This is a genomic window from Hyphomicrobium sp. 01T421 (genome assembly GCF_056398805.1).
Map to the genome: position 1 here is coordinate 1,538,825 of NZ_JBFTQC010000001.1, position 13,104 is coordinate 1,551,928.

The 13,104-nt window shown below is 61.1% G+C and carries 20 protein-coding genes; all 20 read left to right on the plus strand.

Annotated elements, in window-relative coordinates; all coding sequences use genetic code 11:
* Nucleotides 1–12: 12 nt before the first annotated feature.
* The 20 genes from rpmC to AC1DK3_RS07025 all read left to right on the plus strand — a co-directional run bounded on the left by rpmC (nucleotide 13) and on the right by AC1DK3_RS07025 (nucleotide 13,019).
* Nucleotides 13–219, plus strand: coding sequence for a 50S ribosomal protein L29 (gene rpmC, locus AC1DK3_RS06930; RefSeq protein WP_477191515.1), 207 nt, complete (start codon nucleotides 13–15; stop codon nucleotides 217–219).
* A 14-nt stretch (nucleotides 220–233) separates the two neighbouring features.
* Nucleotides 234–464, plus strand: a complete 231-nt coding sequence (rpsQ, locus tag AC1DK3_RS06935) for a 30S ribosomal protein S17 (RefSeq protein ID WP_092866881.1) — start codon at nucleotides 234–236, stop codon at nucleotides 462–464.
* A gap of 162 nt (nucleotides 465–626) precedes the next feature.
* Nucleotides 627–995 (plus strand): 50S ribosomal protein L14, encoded by a 369-nt coding sequence (rplN, locus tag AC1DK3_RS06940; protein ID WP_013215056.1) that lies wholly within the window; start codon nucleotides 627–629, stop codon nucleotides 993–995.
* Nucleotides 995–1,321, plus strand: coding sequence for a 50S ribosomal protein L24 (gene rplX / locus AC1DK3_RS06945; RefSeq protein ID WP_477191516.1), 327 nt, complete (start codon nucleotides 995–997; stop codon nucleotides 1,319–1,321). The genes rplN and rplX overlap by 1 nt, the downstream gene beginning before the upstream one ends.
* Before the next feature lie 3 nt (nucleotides 1,322–1,324).
* Nucleotides 1,325–2,005, plus strand: coding sequence for a 50S ribosomal protein L5 (rplE, locus tag AC1DK3_RS06950; RefSeq protein WP_477191517.1), 681 nt, complete (start codon nucleotides 1,325–1,327; stop codon nucleotides 2,003–2,005).
* A 42-nt stretch (nucleotides 2,006–2,047) separates the two neighbouring features.
* Nucleotides 2,048–2,353: a 30S ribosomal protein S14 gene (rpsN, locus tag AC1DK3_RS06955; protein ID WP_045835888.1), complete on the plus strand. Its 306-nt coding sequence runs from the start codon at nucleotides 2,048–2,050 to the stop codon at nucleotides 2,351–2,353.
* Nucleotides 2,354–2,365: 12 nt separating this feature from the next.
* Nucleotides 2,366–2,764: a 30S ribosomal protein S8 gene (gene rpsH / locus AC1DK3_RS06960; protein WP_092866877.1), complete on the plus strand. Its 399-nt coding sequence runs from the start codon at nucleotides 2,366–2,368 to the stop codon at nucleotides 2,762–2,764.
* Between the two features lie 42 nt (nucleotides 2,765–2,806).
* Nucleotides 2,807–3,349, plus strand: a complete 543-nt coding sequence (gene rplF, locus AC1DK3_RS06965) for a 50S ribosomal protein L6 (RefSeq protein ID WP_477191518.1) — start codon at nucleotides 2,807–2,809, stop codon at nucleotides 3,347–3,349.
* An 11-nt stretch (nucleotides 3,350–3,360) separates the two neighbouring features.
* Nucleotides 3,361–3,723 carry a 50S ribosomal protein L18 gene (rplR, locus tag AC1DK3_RS06970; protein WP_477191519.1) on the plus strand — a complete coding sequence of 121 codons (363 nt, stop codon included), beginning with the start codon at nucleotides 3,361–3,363 and terminating at the stop codon, nucleotides 3,721–3,723.
* 24 nt (nucleotides 3,724–3,747) lie between these two features.
* The gene (gene rpsE / locus AC1DK3_RS06975) at nucleotides 3,748–4,323 is read left to right on the plus strand and encodes a 30S ribosomal protein S5 (RefSeq protein WP_477191520.1); all 576 of its coding nucleotides are present in this window, start codon (nucleotides 3,748–3,750) and stop codon (nucleotides 4,321–4,323) included.
* 59 nt (nucleotides 4,324–4,382) lie between these two features.
* Complete coding sequence (gene rpmD, locus AC1DK3_RS06980; RefSeq protein WP_339084480.1) at nucleotides 4,383–4,574, plus strand: 50S ribosomal protein L30; 192 nt, start codon at nucleotides 4,383–4,385, stop codon at nucleotides 4,572–4,574.
* A 5-nt stretch (nucleotides 4,575–4,579) separates the two neighbouring features.
* Nucleotides 4,580–5,137 carry a 50S ribosomal protein L15 gene (rplO, locus tag AC1DK3_RS06985; protein WP_477191521.1) on the plus strand — a complete coding sequence of 186 codons (558 nt, stop codon included), beginning with the start codon at nucleotides 4,580–4,582 and terminating at the stop codon, nucleotides 5,135–5,137.
* Nucleotides 5,138–5,274: 137 nt separating this feature from the next.
* Complete coding sequence (gene secY, locus AC1DK3_RS06990; RefSeq protein ID WP_477191522.1) at nucleotides 5,275–6,618, plus strand: preprotein translocase subunit SecY; 1,344 nt, start codon at nucleotides 5,275–5,277, stop codon at nucleotides 6,616–6,618.
* Nucleotides 6,615–7,208 carry an adenylate kinase gene (locus AC1DK3_RS06995; RefSeq protein ID WP_477191523.1) on the plus strand — a complete coding sequence of 198 codons (594 nt, stop codon included), beginning with the start codon at nucleotides 6,615–6,617 and terminating at the stop codon, nucleotides 7,206–7,208. Before secY ends, AC1DK3_RS06995 begins: the two co-directional genes overlap by 4 nt.
* Nucleotides 7,209–7,395: 187 nt before the next feature.
* Nucleotides 7,396–7,773, plus strand: a complete 378-nt coding sequence (gene rpsM, locus AC1DK3_RS07000) for a 30S ribosomal protein S13 (protein ID WP_477191524.1) — start codon at nucleotides 7,396–7,398, stop codon at nucleotides 7,771–7,773.
* 87 nt (nucleotides 7,774–7,860) lie between these two features.
* Nucleotides 7,861–8,262 (plus strand): 30S ribosomal protein S11, encoded by a 402-nt coding sequence (gene rpsK, locus AC1DK3_RS07005; protein ID WP_045835898.1) that lies wholly within the window; start codon nucleotides 7,861–7,863, stop codon nucleotides 8,260–8,262.
* A 112-nt stretch (nucleotides 8,263–8,374) separates the two neighbouring features.
* Nucleotides 8,375–9,397: a DNA-directed RNA polymerase subunit alpha gene (locus AC1DK3_RS07010; protein ID WP_291166452.1), complete on the plus strand. Its 1,023-nt coding sequence runs from the start codon at nucleotides 8,375–8,377 to the stop codon at nucleotides 9,395–9,397.
* Between the two features lie 301 nt (nucleotides 9,398–9,698).
* On the plus strand, nucleotides 9,699–10,127 hold the full coding sequence (gene rplQ / locus AC1DK3_RS07015) for a 50S ribosomal protein L17 (protein ID WP_339084476.1): 429 nt from the start codon (nucleotides 9,699–9,701) through the stop codon (nucleotides 10,125–10,127).
* A gap of 335 nt (nucleotides 10,128–10,462) precedes the next feature.
* Nucleotides 10,463–11,491: an NAD-dependent epimerase/dehydratase family protein gene (locus AC1DK3_RS07020; protein ID WP_477191525.1), complete on the plus strand. Its 1,029-nt coding sequence runs from the start codon at nucleotides 10,463–10,465 to the stop codon at nucleotides 11,489–11,491.
* A gap of 94 nt (nucleotides 11,492–11,585) precedes the next feature.
* On the plus strand, nucleotides 11,586–13,019 hold the full coding sequence (locus AC1DK3_RS07025) for a Do family serine endopeptidase (RefSeq protein ID WP_477191526.1): 1,434 nt from the start codon (nucleotides 11,586–11,588) through the stop codon (nucleotides 13,017–13,019).
* The last annotated feature ends 85 nt before the right edge of the window (nucleotides 13,020–13,104 follow it).

The following is a 13,104-nucleotide window of genomic DNA, read 5'->3' on the forward strand; positions in this document are numbered from 1 at the left end:
GAGGTGATAGTCATGGCCGACAATTTAAAGGGCATGTCGCTCGATCAGCTCGATGAACAGCTGGCGAAGCTCAAGAAGGAGCAGTTCAACCTGCGCTTTCAGCGGGCTTCTGGCCAACTTGAAAACACGGCGCGCATCCGGCTCGTCCGTCGAGATATCGCGCGCATGAAGACCGCAGCCGTTGCCCGGCGCGGTGGCAGCGTCAAAAAAGGCGCGTAAGGGAGAACGAGATTATGCCGAAGCGCGTGCTGCAGGGAGTCGTGGTATCCGACAAGAACGACAAGACCATCGTCGTTCAGGTCGAGCGTCGCTACACCCATCCGCTGCTTAAAAAGACCGTGCGCCGTACGAAGAAGTATCACGCACACGATGAACAGAATTCGTTCAAGGTTGGCGACCAGGTCTCAATCGAAGAGACGCGGCCGATTTCCAAGAACAAACGTTGGATTGCGATAGCCAGTTGAGGTTATAAGCCTCGATTCGCCGAGCGATCGAACGCCGGGAGCCGCCTTTCGAGCCGTCGGAGAGTTGGGAGATTTTCCCAAGACCCCGCGAGCCAGAACGGCAAATGTAGAGATGGGCTTCGAGAGCAAGGCTCTTGAGGCCGTGAAAGAAGGAACGACGCGATGATCCAGATGGAGAGCAATCTCGACGTCGCCGACAACTCGGGCGCGCGCCGCGTTCAGTGCATCAAAGTGCTGGGCGGCTCGAAGCGCAAGTACGCGACGGTGGGTGACACCATCGTTGTCTCCGTCAAGGAGGCGATCCCGAAGGGCCGCGTCAAGAAGGGTCAGGTGATGAAGGCCGTGATCGTTCGCGTCGCGAAGGGTATCCGCCGGGCCGATGGCTCGCTGATCCGCTTCGACCGCAACGCCGCCGTTCTGATCAATGCCAACGGCGAGCCTGTCGGAACGCGTATTTTCGGACCCGTAACGCGTGAACTTCGCGCGAAGAACCATATGAAGATCGTATCGCTTGCGCCGGAGGTCCTCTGATGTCGGCATTTAAAATCAAGAAGGGCGACAAAGTCGTCGTTCTCGCCGGCCGCGACAAGGGCAAGCGGGGCGAAGTGATTGAGATCCGCCCGAAGGAACACCGCGCACTCGTTCGCGGCGTCAACATGGTGCGCCGTCACCAGCGCCAGTCGGCGTCGCAGGAAGGCGGCATCATTTCCAAGGAAGGTCCGATCGACCTCTCGAACCTCGCGATCGAGGACCCTAAGGACGGCAAGCCGTCGCGCGTCGGATTCAAGTTCCTTGAAGACGGCAAGAAGGTCCGCATCGCAAAGCGTTCGGGCGAGCAGATCCCGGAGAAGAACTAGGCCATGGCAAAAGATACAGCAAAAGGCGCCAAGCCTCAGGGCGGCTCGCCGCAAGGCGCAGGCGAAGCAAAGAAGGCTCGGGCCGACAAGAAGGCCGCTGCTGCAGCTCCGCGCGAGCCTGCGGCTCCGCGCCCCGCTGACTACAAGCCGCGCTTCAAGTCTCACTATGAGAAGGTCGTTCGCGACGCTCTCAAAGAGAAGTTCGGCTACTCGAACGTGATGCAGATCCCGCGTCTCGAGAAGATCGTGATCAACATGGGCGTCGGCGAAGCCGTCAACGACCGCAAGAAAGTTGACGTCGCAGCATCGGATCTCGCTTTGATCGCCGGCCAGAAGCCGGTTATCACGCGGGCCCGTAAGGCGATCGCCACGTACAAGCTTCGCGAAGGCATGGCGATCGGCGCCAAGGTGACGCTGCGCGGCGACCGCATGTACGAATTTCTTGATCGGTTCGTAACGATCGCTCTGCCGCGGGTGAAGGACTTCCGGGGCCTGAACCCGAAGAGCTTCGACGGCCGTGGCAACTACGCGACCGGCCTCAAGGAGCACCTCGTGTTCCCCGAGATCGACTACGACAAGGTCGACAACGTATTGGGCCTCGACGTGATCGTTTGCACGTCGGCCAAAACTGACGAAGAAGCCCGTGAATTGCTCAAGGGCTTCAACTTCCCGTTCCGTAGCTAGAGGACCTCGGCAGAAAGCCGAAAGGCCTTTGGAGGAGATGAAATGGCTAAGACCAGTTCGATTGAAAAGAATAACCGGCGTCGCAAGATGACGGCCGAGCAGGCTCCCAAGCGCAAGCGCTTGAAGCTACTCGCCAAGGACAGGACGAAGACGCCGGAAGAGCGTTTCGCCGCGCGCCTTAAGCTTGCCGAGATGCCGCGCAACGGCTCGAAGGTTCGCATCCGCAATCGTTGCGAGATCACCGGCCGCCCCCGCGGCAACTACCGCAAGCTCAGGATGTGCCGCAACCAGCTCCGCGAGCTGGCGAGCCAGGGCCGTATCCCGGGCATGGTCAAGGCGAGCTGGTAAGAGGAAGCATCAATGTCCGTGAATGATCCGTTGGGCGATATGCTGACCCGCATCCGGAACGCGCAGATGCGTCGCCGGCCGAAGGTCGCCACCCCCGCTTCTAGCCTCCGCGCCCGCGTCCTCGACGTGCTCGCCGAGGAAGGTTACATCCGTGGCTACAGCCGCGTCGAATTGAAGGGCGAACTGCCCCAGTTCGAAATCGAGCTCAAGTATTACAATGGCCAGCCGGCCATCCGTGAGATCGAGCGCATTTCGAAGCCGGGCCGTCGCGTCTACTCGGCAGTAAAGGGAATTCCGATCGTCGCCAACGGCCTCGGCGTTGCTATTCTGTCGACGCCGAAGGGTGTCATGTCGGACTCGAAGGCGCGCGAAGCCAACGTCGGCGGCGAAGTCATCTGCAACATATTCTAAGGCTGAGGCCCAGGCCTCGGCGAAACAAGGTTCGAATAAGCCATGTCGCGCATCGGTAAGAAACCCGTTCCGGTCCCGTCGAACGTGACGGCGACGATCAGCGGTCAGACCGTCAAGATGAAGGGTCCCAAGGGCGAGCTCGCCTTCACGGTTCCCGACGCTTTGAAAGTCCAGCGGTCGGATGAAGGCATCGACGTCAGCCTTCTCGAAGACACGAAGGTTGCACGCTCCGAGTGGGGGATGTCGCGGACTCAGATCGCGAACCTCATAAAGGGCGTGACCGACGGTTACAGCCAGGATCTCGAGATCCACGGCGTCGGCTTCAAGGCCTCGATGAAGGGCAAGGACACGCTGACGCTTTCCGTCGGCTACAGCCACGACGTCGTGCTTAAGATCCCGGCGGGCATCGACGTAAAGGTCGGCGGCGCCAAAAGCGAACTGGTGTCGGTCTCCGGCATCGATAAGCAGGCGGTGGGCCAAGTGGCATCCATCATCCGTGCCTCGCGCAAGCCCGAGCCCTACCAAGGCAAAGGCGTACGCTATAAGGGCGAATACATCCTCCGCAAGGAAGGCAAGAAGAAGTAGGACCGGCACCGATGGCCAACATCAATTACAAATTTACGAACCGCAAAGCGCGTGTTCGCAGAAGCCTCAGGGCCGCCTCGAACGGTCGTCCCCGGCTTTCCATTCACCGCTCGTCGGAGAATATCTACGCGCAGGTGATCGACGACGTGAAGGGCGTAACGCTCGCATCGGCTTCGACGCTTGAAAAAGACGTCAAAGGCTCGCTCAAGACGGGTGCCGACAAAGCAGCAGCTGCTGCTATCGGCAAGCTCGTCGCCGAGCGCGCCGTCAAAGCCGGCGTCACTGAGGTCGTTTTCGACCGCGGCGGCTTCCTGTTTCATGGGCGCGTCAAGGCGCTCGCCGATGCCGCCCGCGACGGCGGCCTGAAGTTTTAAGAGATACCCGAGAGGAACCGAAACGTGGCACGTGGACCCCAGAGAGACCGTGGCAGAGATCGCGAGGAGCGCGATAGCGAGTTTTCCGATAAGCTCGTTCATATCAATCGTGTCGCCAAGGTCGTCAAGGGCGGTAAGCGCTTCGGCTTTGCTGCGCTCGTCGTCGTCGGCGACCTGAAAGGCCGCGTCGGCTTCGGCCACGGCAAGGCGCGTGAGGTTCCGGAGGCGATCCGCAAGGCGACCGAAGCTGCAAAGCGCAACCTTCTTCGCGTACCGCTCCGCGACGCTCGCACGCTGCACCATGACAGCGTTGGCCGCCACGGCGCCGGCAAGGTCATCCTGCGCTCGGCTCCGGCCGGTACGGGCATCATCGCAGGCGGCGCAATGCGCGCCGTGTTCGAGATGGTCGGCGTGCATGACATCGTTGCGAAGTCGATGGGTTCGACGAACCCCTACAACGTTGTCCGCGCGACGTTCGACGCCCTCAAGGCGCAGGAAAATCCGCGCGGCGTCGCAGCTCGCCGCAACAAGAAGGTTTCCGACATCGTGTCGCGTCGTCGCGACGGCTCGGCCGCGGCCGAGGCTGGTGCGGACGTCTGAAAAATATAATGGAAGCGCAGGCTCGTCCTGCCGCTTCACAAAGGACCTGAGGTTACGATATGGCGACGAAGAAGACGATCACGCTGAAGCAGGTGCGGAGTGCCAACAGGCGCCCCGAGCGGCAGACCGGTACGCTGATCGGCCTCGGGCTGAACAAGCTCGGTCGCACCTCCACGCTTGAAGACACGCCGGCCGTACGCGGCATGCTGAAAAAAGTTCAGCATCTCGTTCAGGTCGAAGAAGGGAAATAAGCACCATGCGGCTGAACGGCATTAAAGATAACCCAGGCGCCAAGAAGACCCGCGTCCGCATCGGTCGCGGCATCGGCTCGGGTATGGGCAAGATGGGTGGCCGCGGCGGCAAGGGCCAGACGGCTCGTACAGGCGTCGCGATCGGCGGCTTCGAAGGCGGTCAGATGCCCTTGCATCGTCGTCTGCCGAAGCGCGGCTTCAACAAGTGGCGCCCTGAGCATTTCAACGAGATCAATGTCGGCTCACTGCAGCAGGCGATCGAGGACAAGCGCCTCGATGGCTCGAAGCCTGTCGACCTGGCGTCGCTGATCGAAGCTGGCATCGTACGCCGTGCAAAAGACGGCCTTCGCCTCCTCGGCGACGGCGAGATCAAGTCCAAGATCTCGATCACCGTCAATCACGCGTCTGCAAAGGCTAAGGAAGCGATCGAGAAGGCCGGCGGCAGCGTCACCGTGATCGAGCGCAAAGTTCTCGCCGCAGACGAAGAAAAGCGCAAGAAGTCGGCTGACAAGAAGGCCGCGAAGGGCAAGAAGCCTGCCGGCGCCGCGAAGTCAGAGGAATAAAAGCGGGCGGTCGATCGGGCTTGGGGGACCGGCCTAGTCGGGCGTTCGAGGCCGGAAGGCGCCGGAAACGGCGCTATCCGGGCCCAGGTTGCGATAGCGCTTTTTGGCGCGGTCGCAACGGTTAGGAGAAGAGACCAATGGCTTCCGCTGCTGAGCAGCTTGCTTCGAATCTGAACTTCTCAGCCTTCGCCAAGGCGGAGGATTTGAAGCGGCGCCTATGGTTCACGCTTGGCGCGCTGATCGTTTTCCGTCTCGGCACGTTCATTCCGCTGCCCGGCATCAATCCGGCGGCATTCGCCGAAACCTTCAAGTCACAAGCCGGCGGCATCCTGGGCATGTTCAACATGTTCTCGGGTGGCGCCCTCGAGCGTTTGGCGATTTTCGCGCTGAACATCATGCCGTACATCTCGGCGTCGATCATCATGCAGTTGATGAGCTCGATCTCGCCGAAGCTCGAAGCTTTGAAGAAGGAAGGCGAGGCCGGCCGCAAACAGATCAACCAGTATACGCGGTATCTGACGGTCGTTCTCGCGGCACTCCAGGCTTATGGCATCGCCGTCGGTCTCGAAGGTTCGCGAAACGCGGCCGGCACCGTCGTTCTGGACCCGGGCATGTTCTTCCGCTTGACGACGGTCATCACGCTCGTCGGCGGCACCGTCTTCCTGATGTGGCTCGGCGAGCAGATCACGCAGCGCGGCGTCGGCAACGGCACATCGCTGATCATCTTCGCCGGCATCGTCGCGGGACTTCCCGGAGCGTTGGTGCAGCTCTTTGAGCTGTCGCGCACCGGCTCGATCTCGCCTGGAATTCTCGTGTTCTTCCTGACGTTGGCTTTGGCCGTCGTCGCCGCGATCGTGTTCTTCGAGCGCGCGCAAAGACGCCTGTTGGTCCAGTATCCGAAGCGACAAGTCGGGAACAAGATGTTCCAGGGCGAAGCCTCGCATTTGCCGCTGAAGCTCAACTCCTCGGGCGTCATTCCGCCGATCTTCGCATCCTCGCTCCTCCTGCTGCCGATCACGGCCGCGCAGTTCACGGCAGGGCAGGGACCGGAATGGCTGAACACTGCGGTCGCAGCACTTGGTAGCGGCCAGCCGCTCCACATGCTCGTCTACGCGCTATTGATCCTGTTCTTCGCGTTCTTCTACACGGCGGTTGTGATCAACCCCAAGGAGACAGCGGATAATCTCCGTAAGTACGGCGGCTTCCTTCCCGGTATCCGTCCGGGCGAAAAGACGGCCGAGTATATCGACTATGTCTTGACCCGCATCACCGTCGTCGGCGCTCTCTATCTGGCCGCGGTCTGCGTACTGCCCGAGATCCTGACGTCGTATGCCGGTATTCCGCTCTACTTCGGCGGCACCTCGCTCCTTATCGCCGTCAGCGTCACGATGGACACCGTCGCCCAAGTACAAAGCCACCTCATCGCTCAGCAGTATGAGGGCTTGATCAAGAAGGCTAAGCTTCGCGGAGCGCGTCGATGATCCTGATGCTGCTTGGACCGCCGGGGGCGGGCAAGGGTACACAGTCTCAGCTGATCTCCGAGCGCCTCGGACTGCCGCAGCTTTCAACCGGCGACATGCTGCGCGCCGCCGTTAAGGCGGGTTCGCCGGTCGGCCTCAAGGCGAAGAAGATCATGGCTGAAGGCGGTCTCGTCAGCGACGAGATCGTCATCGGCATCATCGCCGACCGGATTTCCGAGCCCGATTGCGTCAAGGGATTCATTCTTGACGGGTTTCCGCGCACGCTGGCCCAGGCCGACGCGCTCGACGACCTTTTGAAATCCAAGGGCCGCCACATCGATTGCGTCATCGAACTCAAGGTTGACGATACCAAGCTCATCGAGCGGATAGAATGTCGCGCCCGGGAGACGATCGCGGCCGGCGGCACCGTTCGGGCCGACGACAACCCCGAAGCCCTGAAAACGCGCCTGATCGCCTACTACCGCGAAACGGCGCCGTTGATTGGCTTCTATTATGCTCATCGGTTGCTGAAAACGGTGAACGGCATGGCGCCGATCGCCGAAGTCAGCCAGCAGATCGGCGAAGTTTTGAATCATTTCCAGCATGCGTGACACAAAGAAGCACGGATTGACGGAAGGGATGACCCGAGGTAGAAGACACAACTTTCTTTTAGGGCTCAACTTGATCCGGACCAGGGAACGAAACCCCGGTACTGCGGTCGTTGCGCCTATTTGCACTTGAGAATTCGTCAAAAACGGCATCGTTAATCGGCTCGAGATTTAAAGGCAGGAGACTAAAGTGGCCCGCATCGCAGGCGTCAACATTCCAACGGGTAAGCGCGTCGAGATCGCGCTTCGTTACATCCACGGCATTGGCCCGAAATTCTCGAAAGAGATTTGCGAGAAGTGCAGCATTCCGGCCGATCGCCGCGTCAGCCAGCTGACCGACGCCGAGGTTCTGCAGATCCGTGAAGCGATCGACCGCGACTACACGGTTGAGGGCGACCTTCGCCGCGAAGTCCAGACGAACATCAAGCGTCTGATGGACCTCGGTTGCTACCGCGGCCTCCGTCACCGCAAGGGCCTGCCCGTACGCGGTCAGCGCACCCACACGAACGCTCGCACCCGCAAGGGCAAGGCTGTTCCGATTGCAGGCAAGAAGAAGGCGACGAAGTAGTTCGTCACCAACGGATTTCATGCGCGCCATCTGGCGCGCTCAACGATTTACGCCTCCGCTTGAACGAGGCATGGAGCAACGACGGTAATGGCCAAGGAAGCAGCGGCAGCACGCGGCAAAGTTAAGAAGCGCGAGAAGAAGAACATCACGTCGGGCGTCGCACACGTCAACGCGTCGTTCAACAACACGATGATCACCATCACGGACGCCCAGGGCAACACGATCGCATGGTCGTCTTCGGGCACCAAGGGCTTCAAGGGCTCGCGCAAGTCGACGCCGTATGCCGCTCAGATGGCCGCCGAAGATGCCGGCAAGAAGGCCCAGGAGCACGGCATGAAGGTACTCGAGGTCGAGGTTTGCGGTCCGGGTTCGGGTCGTGAATCGGCACTCCGCGCGCTCCAGGCTGTCGGCTTCCAGATCACCTCGATCCGCGACGTGACGCCGATCCCGCACAACGGCTGCCGCCCGCGCAAGCGCCGCCGCGTATAAACGAAATTTTGCGCGCGCCGGGACCGCTCGGCGCGCTGCCACTTGTGAATAAGTACCGCCAAGAGATTCCGCGGCCCGCTCCCCCGTCCGCGCAAAACTAACGAGGTTTCTCGTGAATGTTCTCCAGAAGAACTGGCAAGATCTGATCAAGCCGTCGAAGCTTGAAATTCAGTCCGGCCGCGACCGCTCACGCATCGCGACCGTTGTAGCAGAACCCCTTGAGCGCGGCTTCGGCATGACGCTCGGAAACGCGCTGCGCCGCGTGCTGCTGTCGTCGCTTCAGGGCGCCGCCATCAAGACCGTGCAGATCGACGGCGTGCTGCATGAGTTCTCGTCCGTTCCGGGCGTCCGCGAGGACGTGACGAACATCATCCTCAACATCAAGGAAATTGCGCTCCGCATCCATTCGGAAGGCGTGAAGCGCATGGTCCTGAAGAAGGAAGGCGCAGGCCCCGTCACCGCCGGCGACATCGAAGCATCATCCGAAGTTGAAGTTCTGAACCCCGAGCACGTGATCTGCCACCTCGACCAGGGCGCAGCGATCCGCATGGAGTTCACGTCCGACATCGGTAAGGGCTACGTTGCCTCCGACCGCAATCGTCCCGAGGACGCGCCGATCGGCCTGATCCCGGTCGACAGCCTCTATTCGCCGGTCAAGAAGGTCTCCTACAAGGTCGAGAACACCCGCGAAGGTCAGATCCTCGACTACGATAAGCTGACGATGGTTGTTGAAACGGATGGCTCGATCCGTCCTGAGGACGCGGTCGCTCTCGCAGCCCGTATTCTCCAGGATCAGCTCGCGGTCTTCATTAACTTTGAAGAGCCGAAGAAGGCACAGGAAGAGCAGCGTCATCCGGAGCTCGCGTTCAACGCCGCGCTGCTCAAGAAGGTCGACGAGCTCGAGCTTTCGGTTCGCTCCGCGAACTGCCTGAAGAACGACAACATCGTCTACATCGGCGATCTCATTCAGAAGACCGAAGCCGAGATGCTTCGCACGCCGAACTTCGGCCGGAAGTCGCTGAACGAGATCAAGGAAGTCCTGGCGACGATGGGTCTTCACCTCGGCATGGAAGTGCCGAACTGGCCGCCGGACAACATCGACGAGCTGGCGAAGCGCTTCGAAGACCAGTACTGAAGCACTACCGGGCCTAGCGGCCGGCTCTCCGGAGGAGAGTCGCTAGCCGCAAACTAAGTACTACCGCGCTCGGCGGCTAACTCTCGGAACGAGAGACACCGAACGCAAACTAAGCCGAACGCAAACTAAGAATGGCTGCGCTCGGCGGCCGGCTCTCGGAACGAGAGTCGCCGAGCGCAATCAAAGACAGGCGAAGGTGAGGCCATAGAACCTCCCGCGCCGAACCGGATGGCGAAGGCCGACGGTCAATACAAGCCTTGCGGCATGTGCCGCGGGCCAACAATGTAAGGAAGAAGACACTATGCGACACAAGAAGCTTGGCCGCCGCTTCGGCCGTCACGTCGGTCACCGTCAGGCAATGTTCTCGAACATGGCCGCAGCTCTCATCAAGCACGAGCAGATCGTCACCACGCTGCCGAAGGCGAAAGACCTGAAGCGCGTCGTCGACAAGTACATCACGCTCGCGAAGCGCGGCGACTTGAACTCGCGCCGTTTGGCAATTGCCCGTCTCCGCGATGAAGACATGGTCAAGAAGCTCTTCGACATTCTCGGACCGCGTTACAAAGACCGCAACGGCGGCTATACGCGCGTGCTGAAAGCCGGTTTCCGTTACGGCGATAACTCGCCCCGCGCCGTCATAGAACTCGTCGATCGCGACGAGAGCGTGAAGGGCGCCGAGGACAAGGCTCGTCACGAAGCGATGCTCGCCGAGCAGGCCGCTTCAAACTGAGCTTCGTAAGCTCGTCCCAGTTTTAAAAACCCCGGCGCTGGAAAGCGCCGGGGTTTTGCTTTGAGGGCTCTGGCGCGATCGGATCGCAGGCGCGGGATTTAGTCTGCAGGCGATGCGCGCAACGATGTGCCCTCTTCAGCTGAGGCGCACACTAAGACCCCTGTTATTGCAGGCGTGTGACGCGCTCCCGCCGGGGTTGCGTCCCGGGCAGGGCAGCGCCTGAAACCGAAATTCCAGGGCCATTTTGTTGCCCTTGCCATTCGGGCGCATTCTGCAACATTATCCGATAGATCGGAGCGCACGGGGCGCACCGGCGGCCGATAGGTGTCTTGCGGATGGCAGCAAATCCTCCGGTCGTCGTCACCGGCGCAAGCGGCCTCATCGCCAAATATACGATCGCCGAATTCCTGCGGCGCGGCTTCGCGGTTCGGGGAACGCTTCGGAGCATGGAGAAGGCGGACGAAGTCCGTCGCGCGGTGGCCAAGCTCGGCTGCGATCCCGAGAAGGTGTCATTTATCGTTGCCGACCTTTCAGTGGACGGCGGCTGGGATGAAGCCGTCGCCGGCAGCGAAATCGTCGTTCATACGGCGTCGCCGTTTCCGATCGCCCAGCCGAGCGATCCGGAAGAGGTGATCCGTCCGGCAGTCGACGGAACCTTGCGCGTGTTGAAGGCCGCGACGCGAGGCGCCGTCCGGCGCGTGGTTCTGACCTCTTCGACGGTTGCGATCTTCTATCCGAGTGATGTTCCCAAGGGGCACATCTATTCGGAAGCCGACGTCACGGATGAAACGCGCCGCGATCTCACGCCCTACATAAAGTCTAAGACGATCGCCGAAAAAGCGGCTTGGGATTTCACAGAATCCGAGCCTGGCGCCCCCGGGCTCGTCGTCATCAATCCGAGCTTCGTGCAGGGGCCCGCGCTCGACGGCGATCTTTCAACGTCGCACGAGCTTTATCGCGTCATGGCGCGGGGCCTCTATCCGGCCGTCCCGAGGATCAGTTTCCCGGTTGCCGACGTGCGGGATGTGGCCGCAGCGCACGTCAAAGGCGCACTGACGCCGGAGGCGGAGGGCAACCGCTATCTGATCGGAGAAGGGCAGATGAGCCTTTACGGGCTTGGCCGGATCGTGGCGCGCGAGTTGCCGGATCTCGCCTCCAAGGTCCCGAAGTTCGAGCTTCCCGATTTCGCCGTGCGGGCCCTTTCCACCGTCGACAAAAGGATGCGAACAGTTCTCCCCGAGCTCGGCGAGCAAAAGGCTTACAGCAACGAGAATGCAAGGAAGGGCCTTGGCCTCGACCTGCGACCTGCGGACGAGGCCGCAACGGCCGCGATCCGATCATTACGAGAACTCAAGTTGATCTAGCCGGGCTCCCGGACATATTTCTCCCGGCTGATTGAACTAGATCAGGGCCGCGCGATATTTGACCACCACGTTTCCCACCTGGAAGAACTCATCGATGACTATGAAAAACCTCGTTCTGGTTTGCGCCGCAGCCATCTTGGGCCTGAGTGTCGCGCCGAAGCTCTTCAGTCCGGCCGAGGTCTCCTTTGCCCAGGAGAAGCTGCCGCCACCCTCGCGCGAAGCCGCGCAGTATTCTTTTTCACCGATCGTGAAAAAAGCGGCGCCCGCAGTTGTCAACGTCTATGTCCGAACCCGCGTCCAGACGTTCGACTCCCCGTTCGCCAACGATCCCTTTTTCCGTCAGTTCTTCGGCAGGGCGCTAGGCCGTCCGTCGGAAAGGGTGATGAGTTCTCTGGGCTCCGGCGTCATCGTCAGTCCCGAGGGCCTGATCGTAACCAATACCCACGTGATCAAGGGCGGCGGCGATACGGCGATTCGCGTCGCGCTGGCAGACAAGCGCGAGTTCGATGCAAAGGTTATCGCTCAAGACGAGAAAGCCGACATTGCCGTCCTGAAGATCGACGGCGCTGAAGGAAGCTTCCCCTATCTTCGCTTCGACGATTCCGACAGCCTCGAGGTCGGCGATCTGGTGCTGGCGATCGGCAACCCGTTCGGCGTCGGCCAGACTGTGACGAGCGGCATCGTATCGGCGTTGTCGCGCTCCGAGGTTGGACAATCCGATAGCCAAGTCTTCATTCAGACCGACGCCGCCATCAACCCGGGCAACTCGGGCGGAGCGCTCGTTGATATGTCGGGCCGCCTCGTCGGCATCAATACGATGATCTATTCGCAATCGGGTGGCTCCGTCGGCATCGGCTTCGCGATCCCGTCGAACCTGGTACGCCTCTACGCGGACAGCGCAGCCGGAGGCCGGAAAGTCGAAAGGCCGTGGATCGGCGCGAAGCTCGAAGCCATGTCCCACGACATCGCCCAAGGCCTCGGCCTCAACCGCGTTTCCGGCGCCGTCGTAACCCGCCTTTACGATAAGGGCCCTGCAGCCGACGCCGGCCTGGAAGCGGGCGACGTCATCACCGCCGTCGACGGCGTCGAAGTGGTCGACGCGCGCGGCGTCTACTATCGCCTCACCACGAAAGGCATTGGCCAGAGCGCCCGCCTGACCGTCCTGCGCAGCAACAAGCCGGTCGATGTCAATCTGCCGCTCGTCGGCGCGCCGAAGCCCGGCAAGGACGACGCGAAAAACCTGTCGGGCAATCATCCGCTCGATGGCGCGAGAATCTCGAATATCCTGCCGTCGGTCGCCGACGAATTGGGGATCGACCAGTCGGAGGGCGTTGTCGTCACTTCCGTGCGCGATGGATCGACCGCCCAGACGTTCGGCTTCAAGCCGGGCGACATCATCGCCGCAATCGGCACGGATCAGATCGCCAACGTCGACGAAGCGGAAAAGGCCCTCTCGACCCGCAAACGGCTATGGCAAATCTCGGTCAAACGCGGCGAGCGCGTCCTGCAGCTCCAGGTGCCCGGCTGAAACAAGTGCGCTGCCTGAAAGTGCCGAACAGAACCCTCGTCACGGTAAGGTTTCGTTAACCGTGTGGCTTATCGACGGCCCGGTC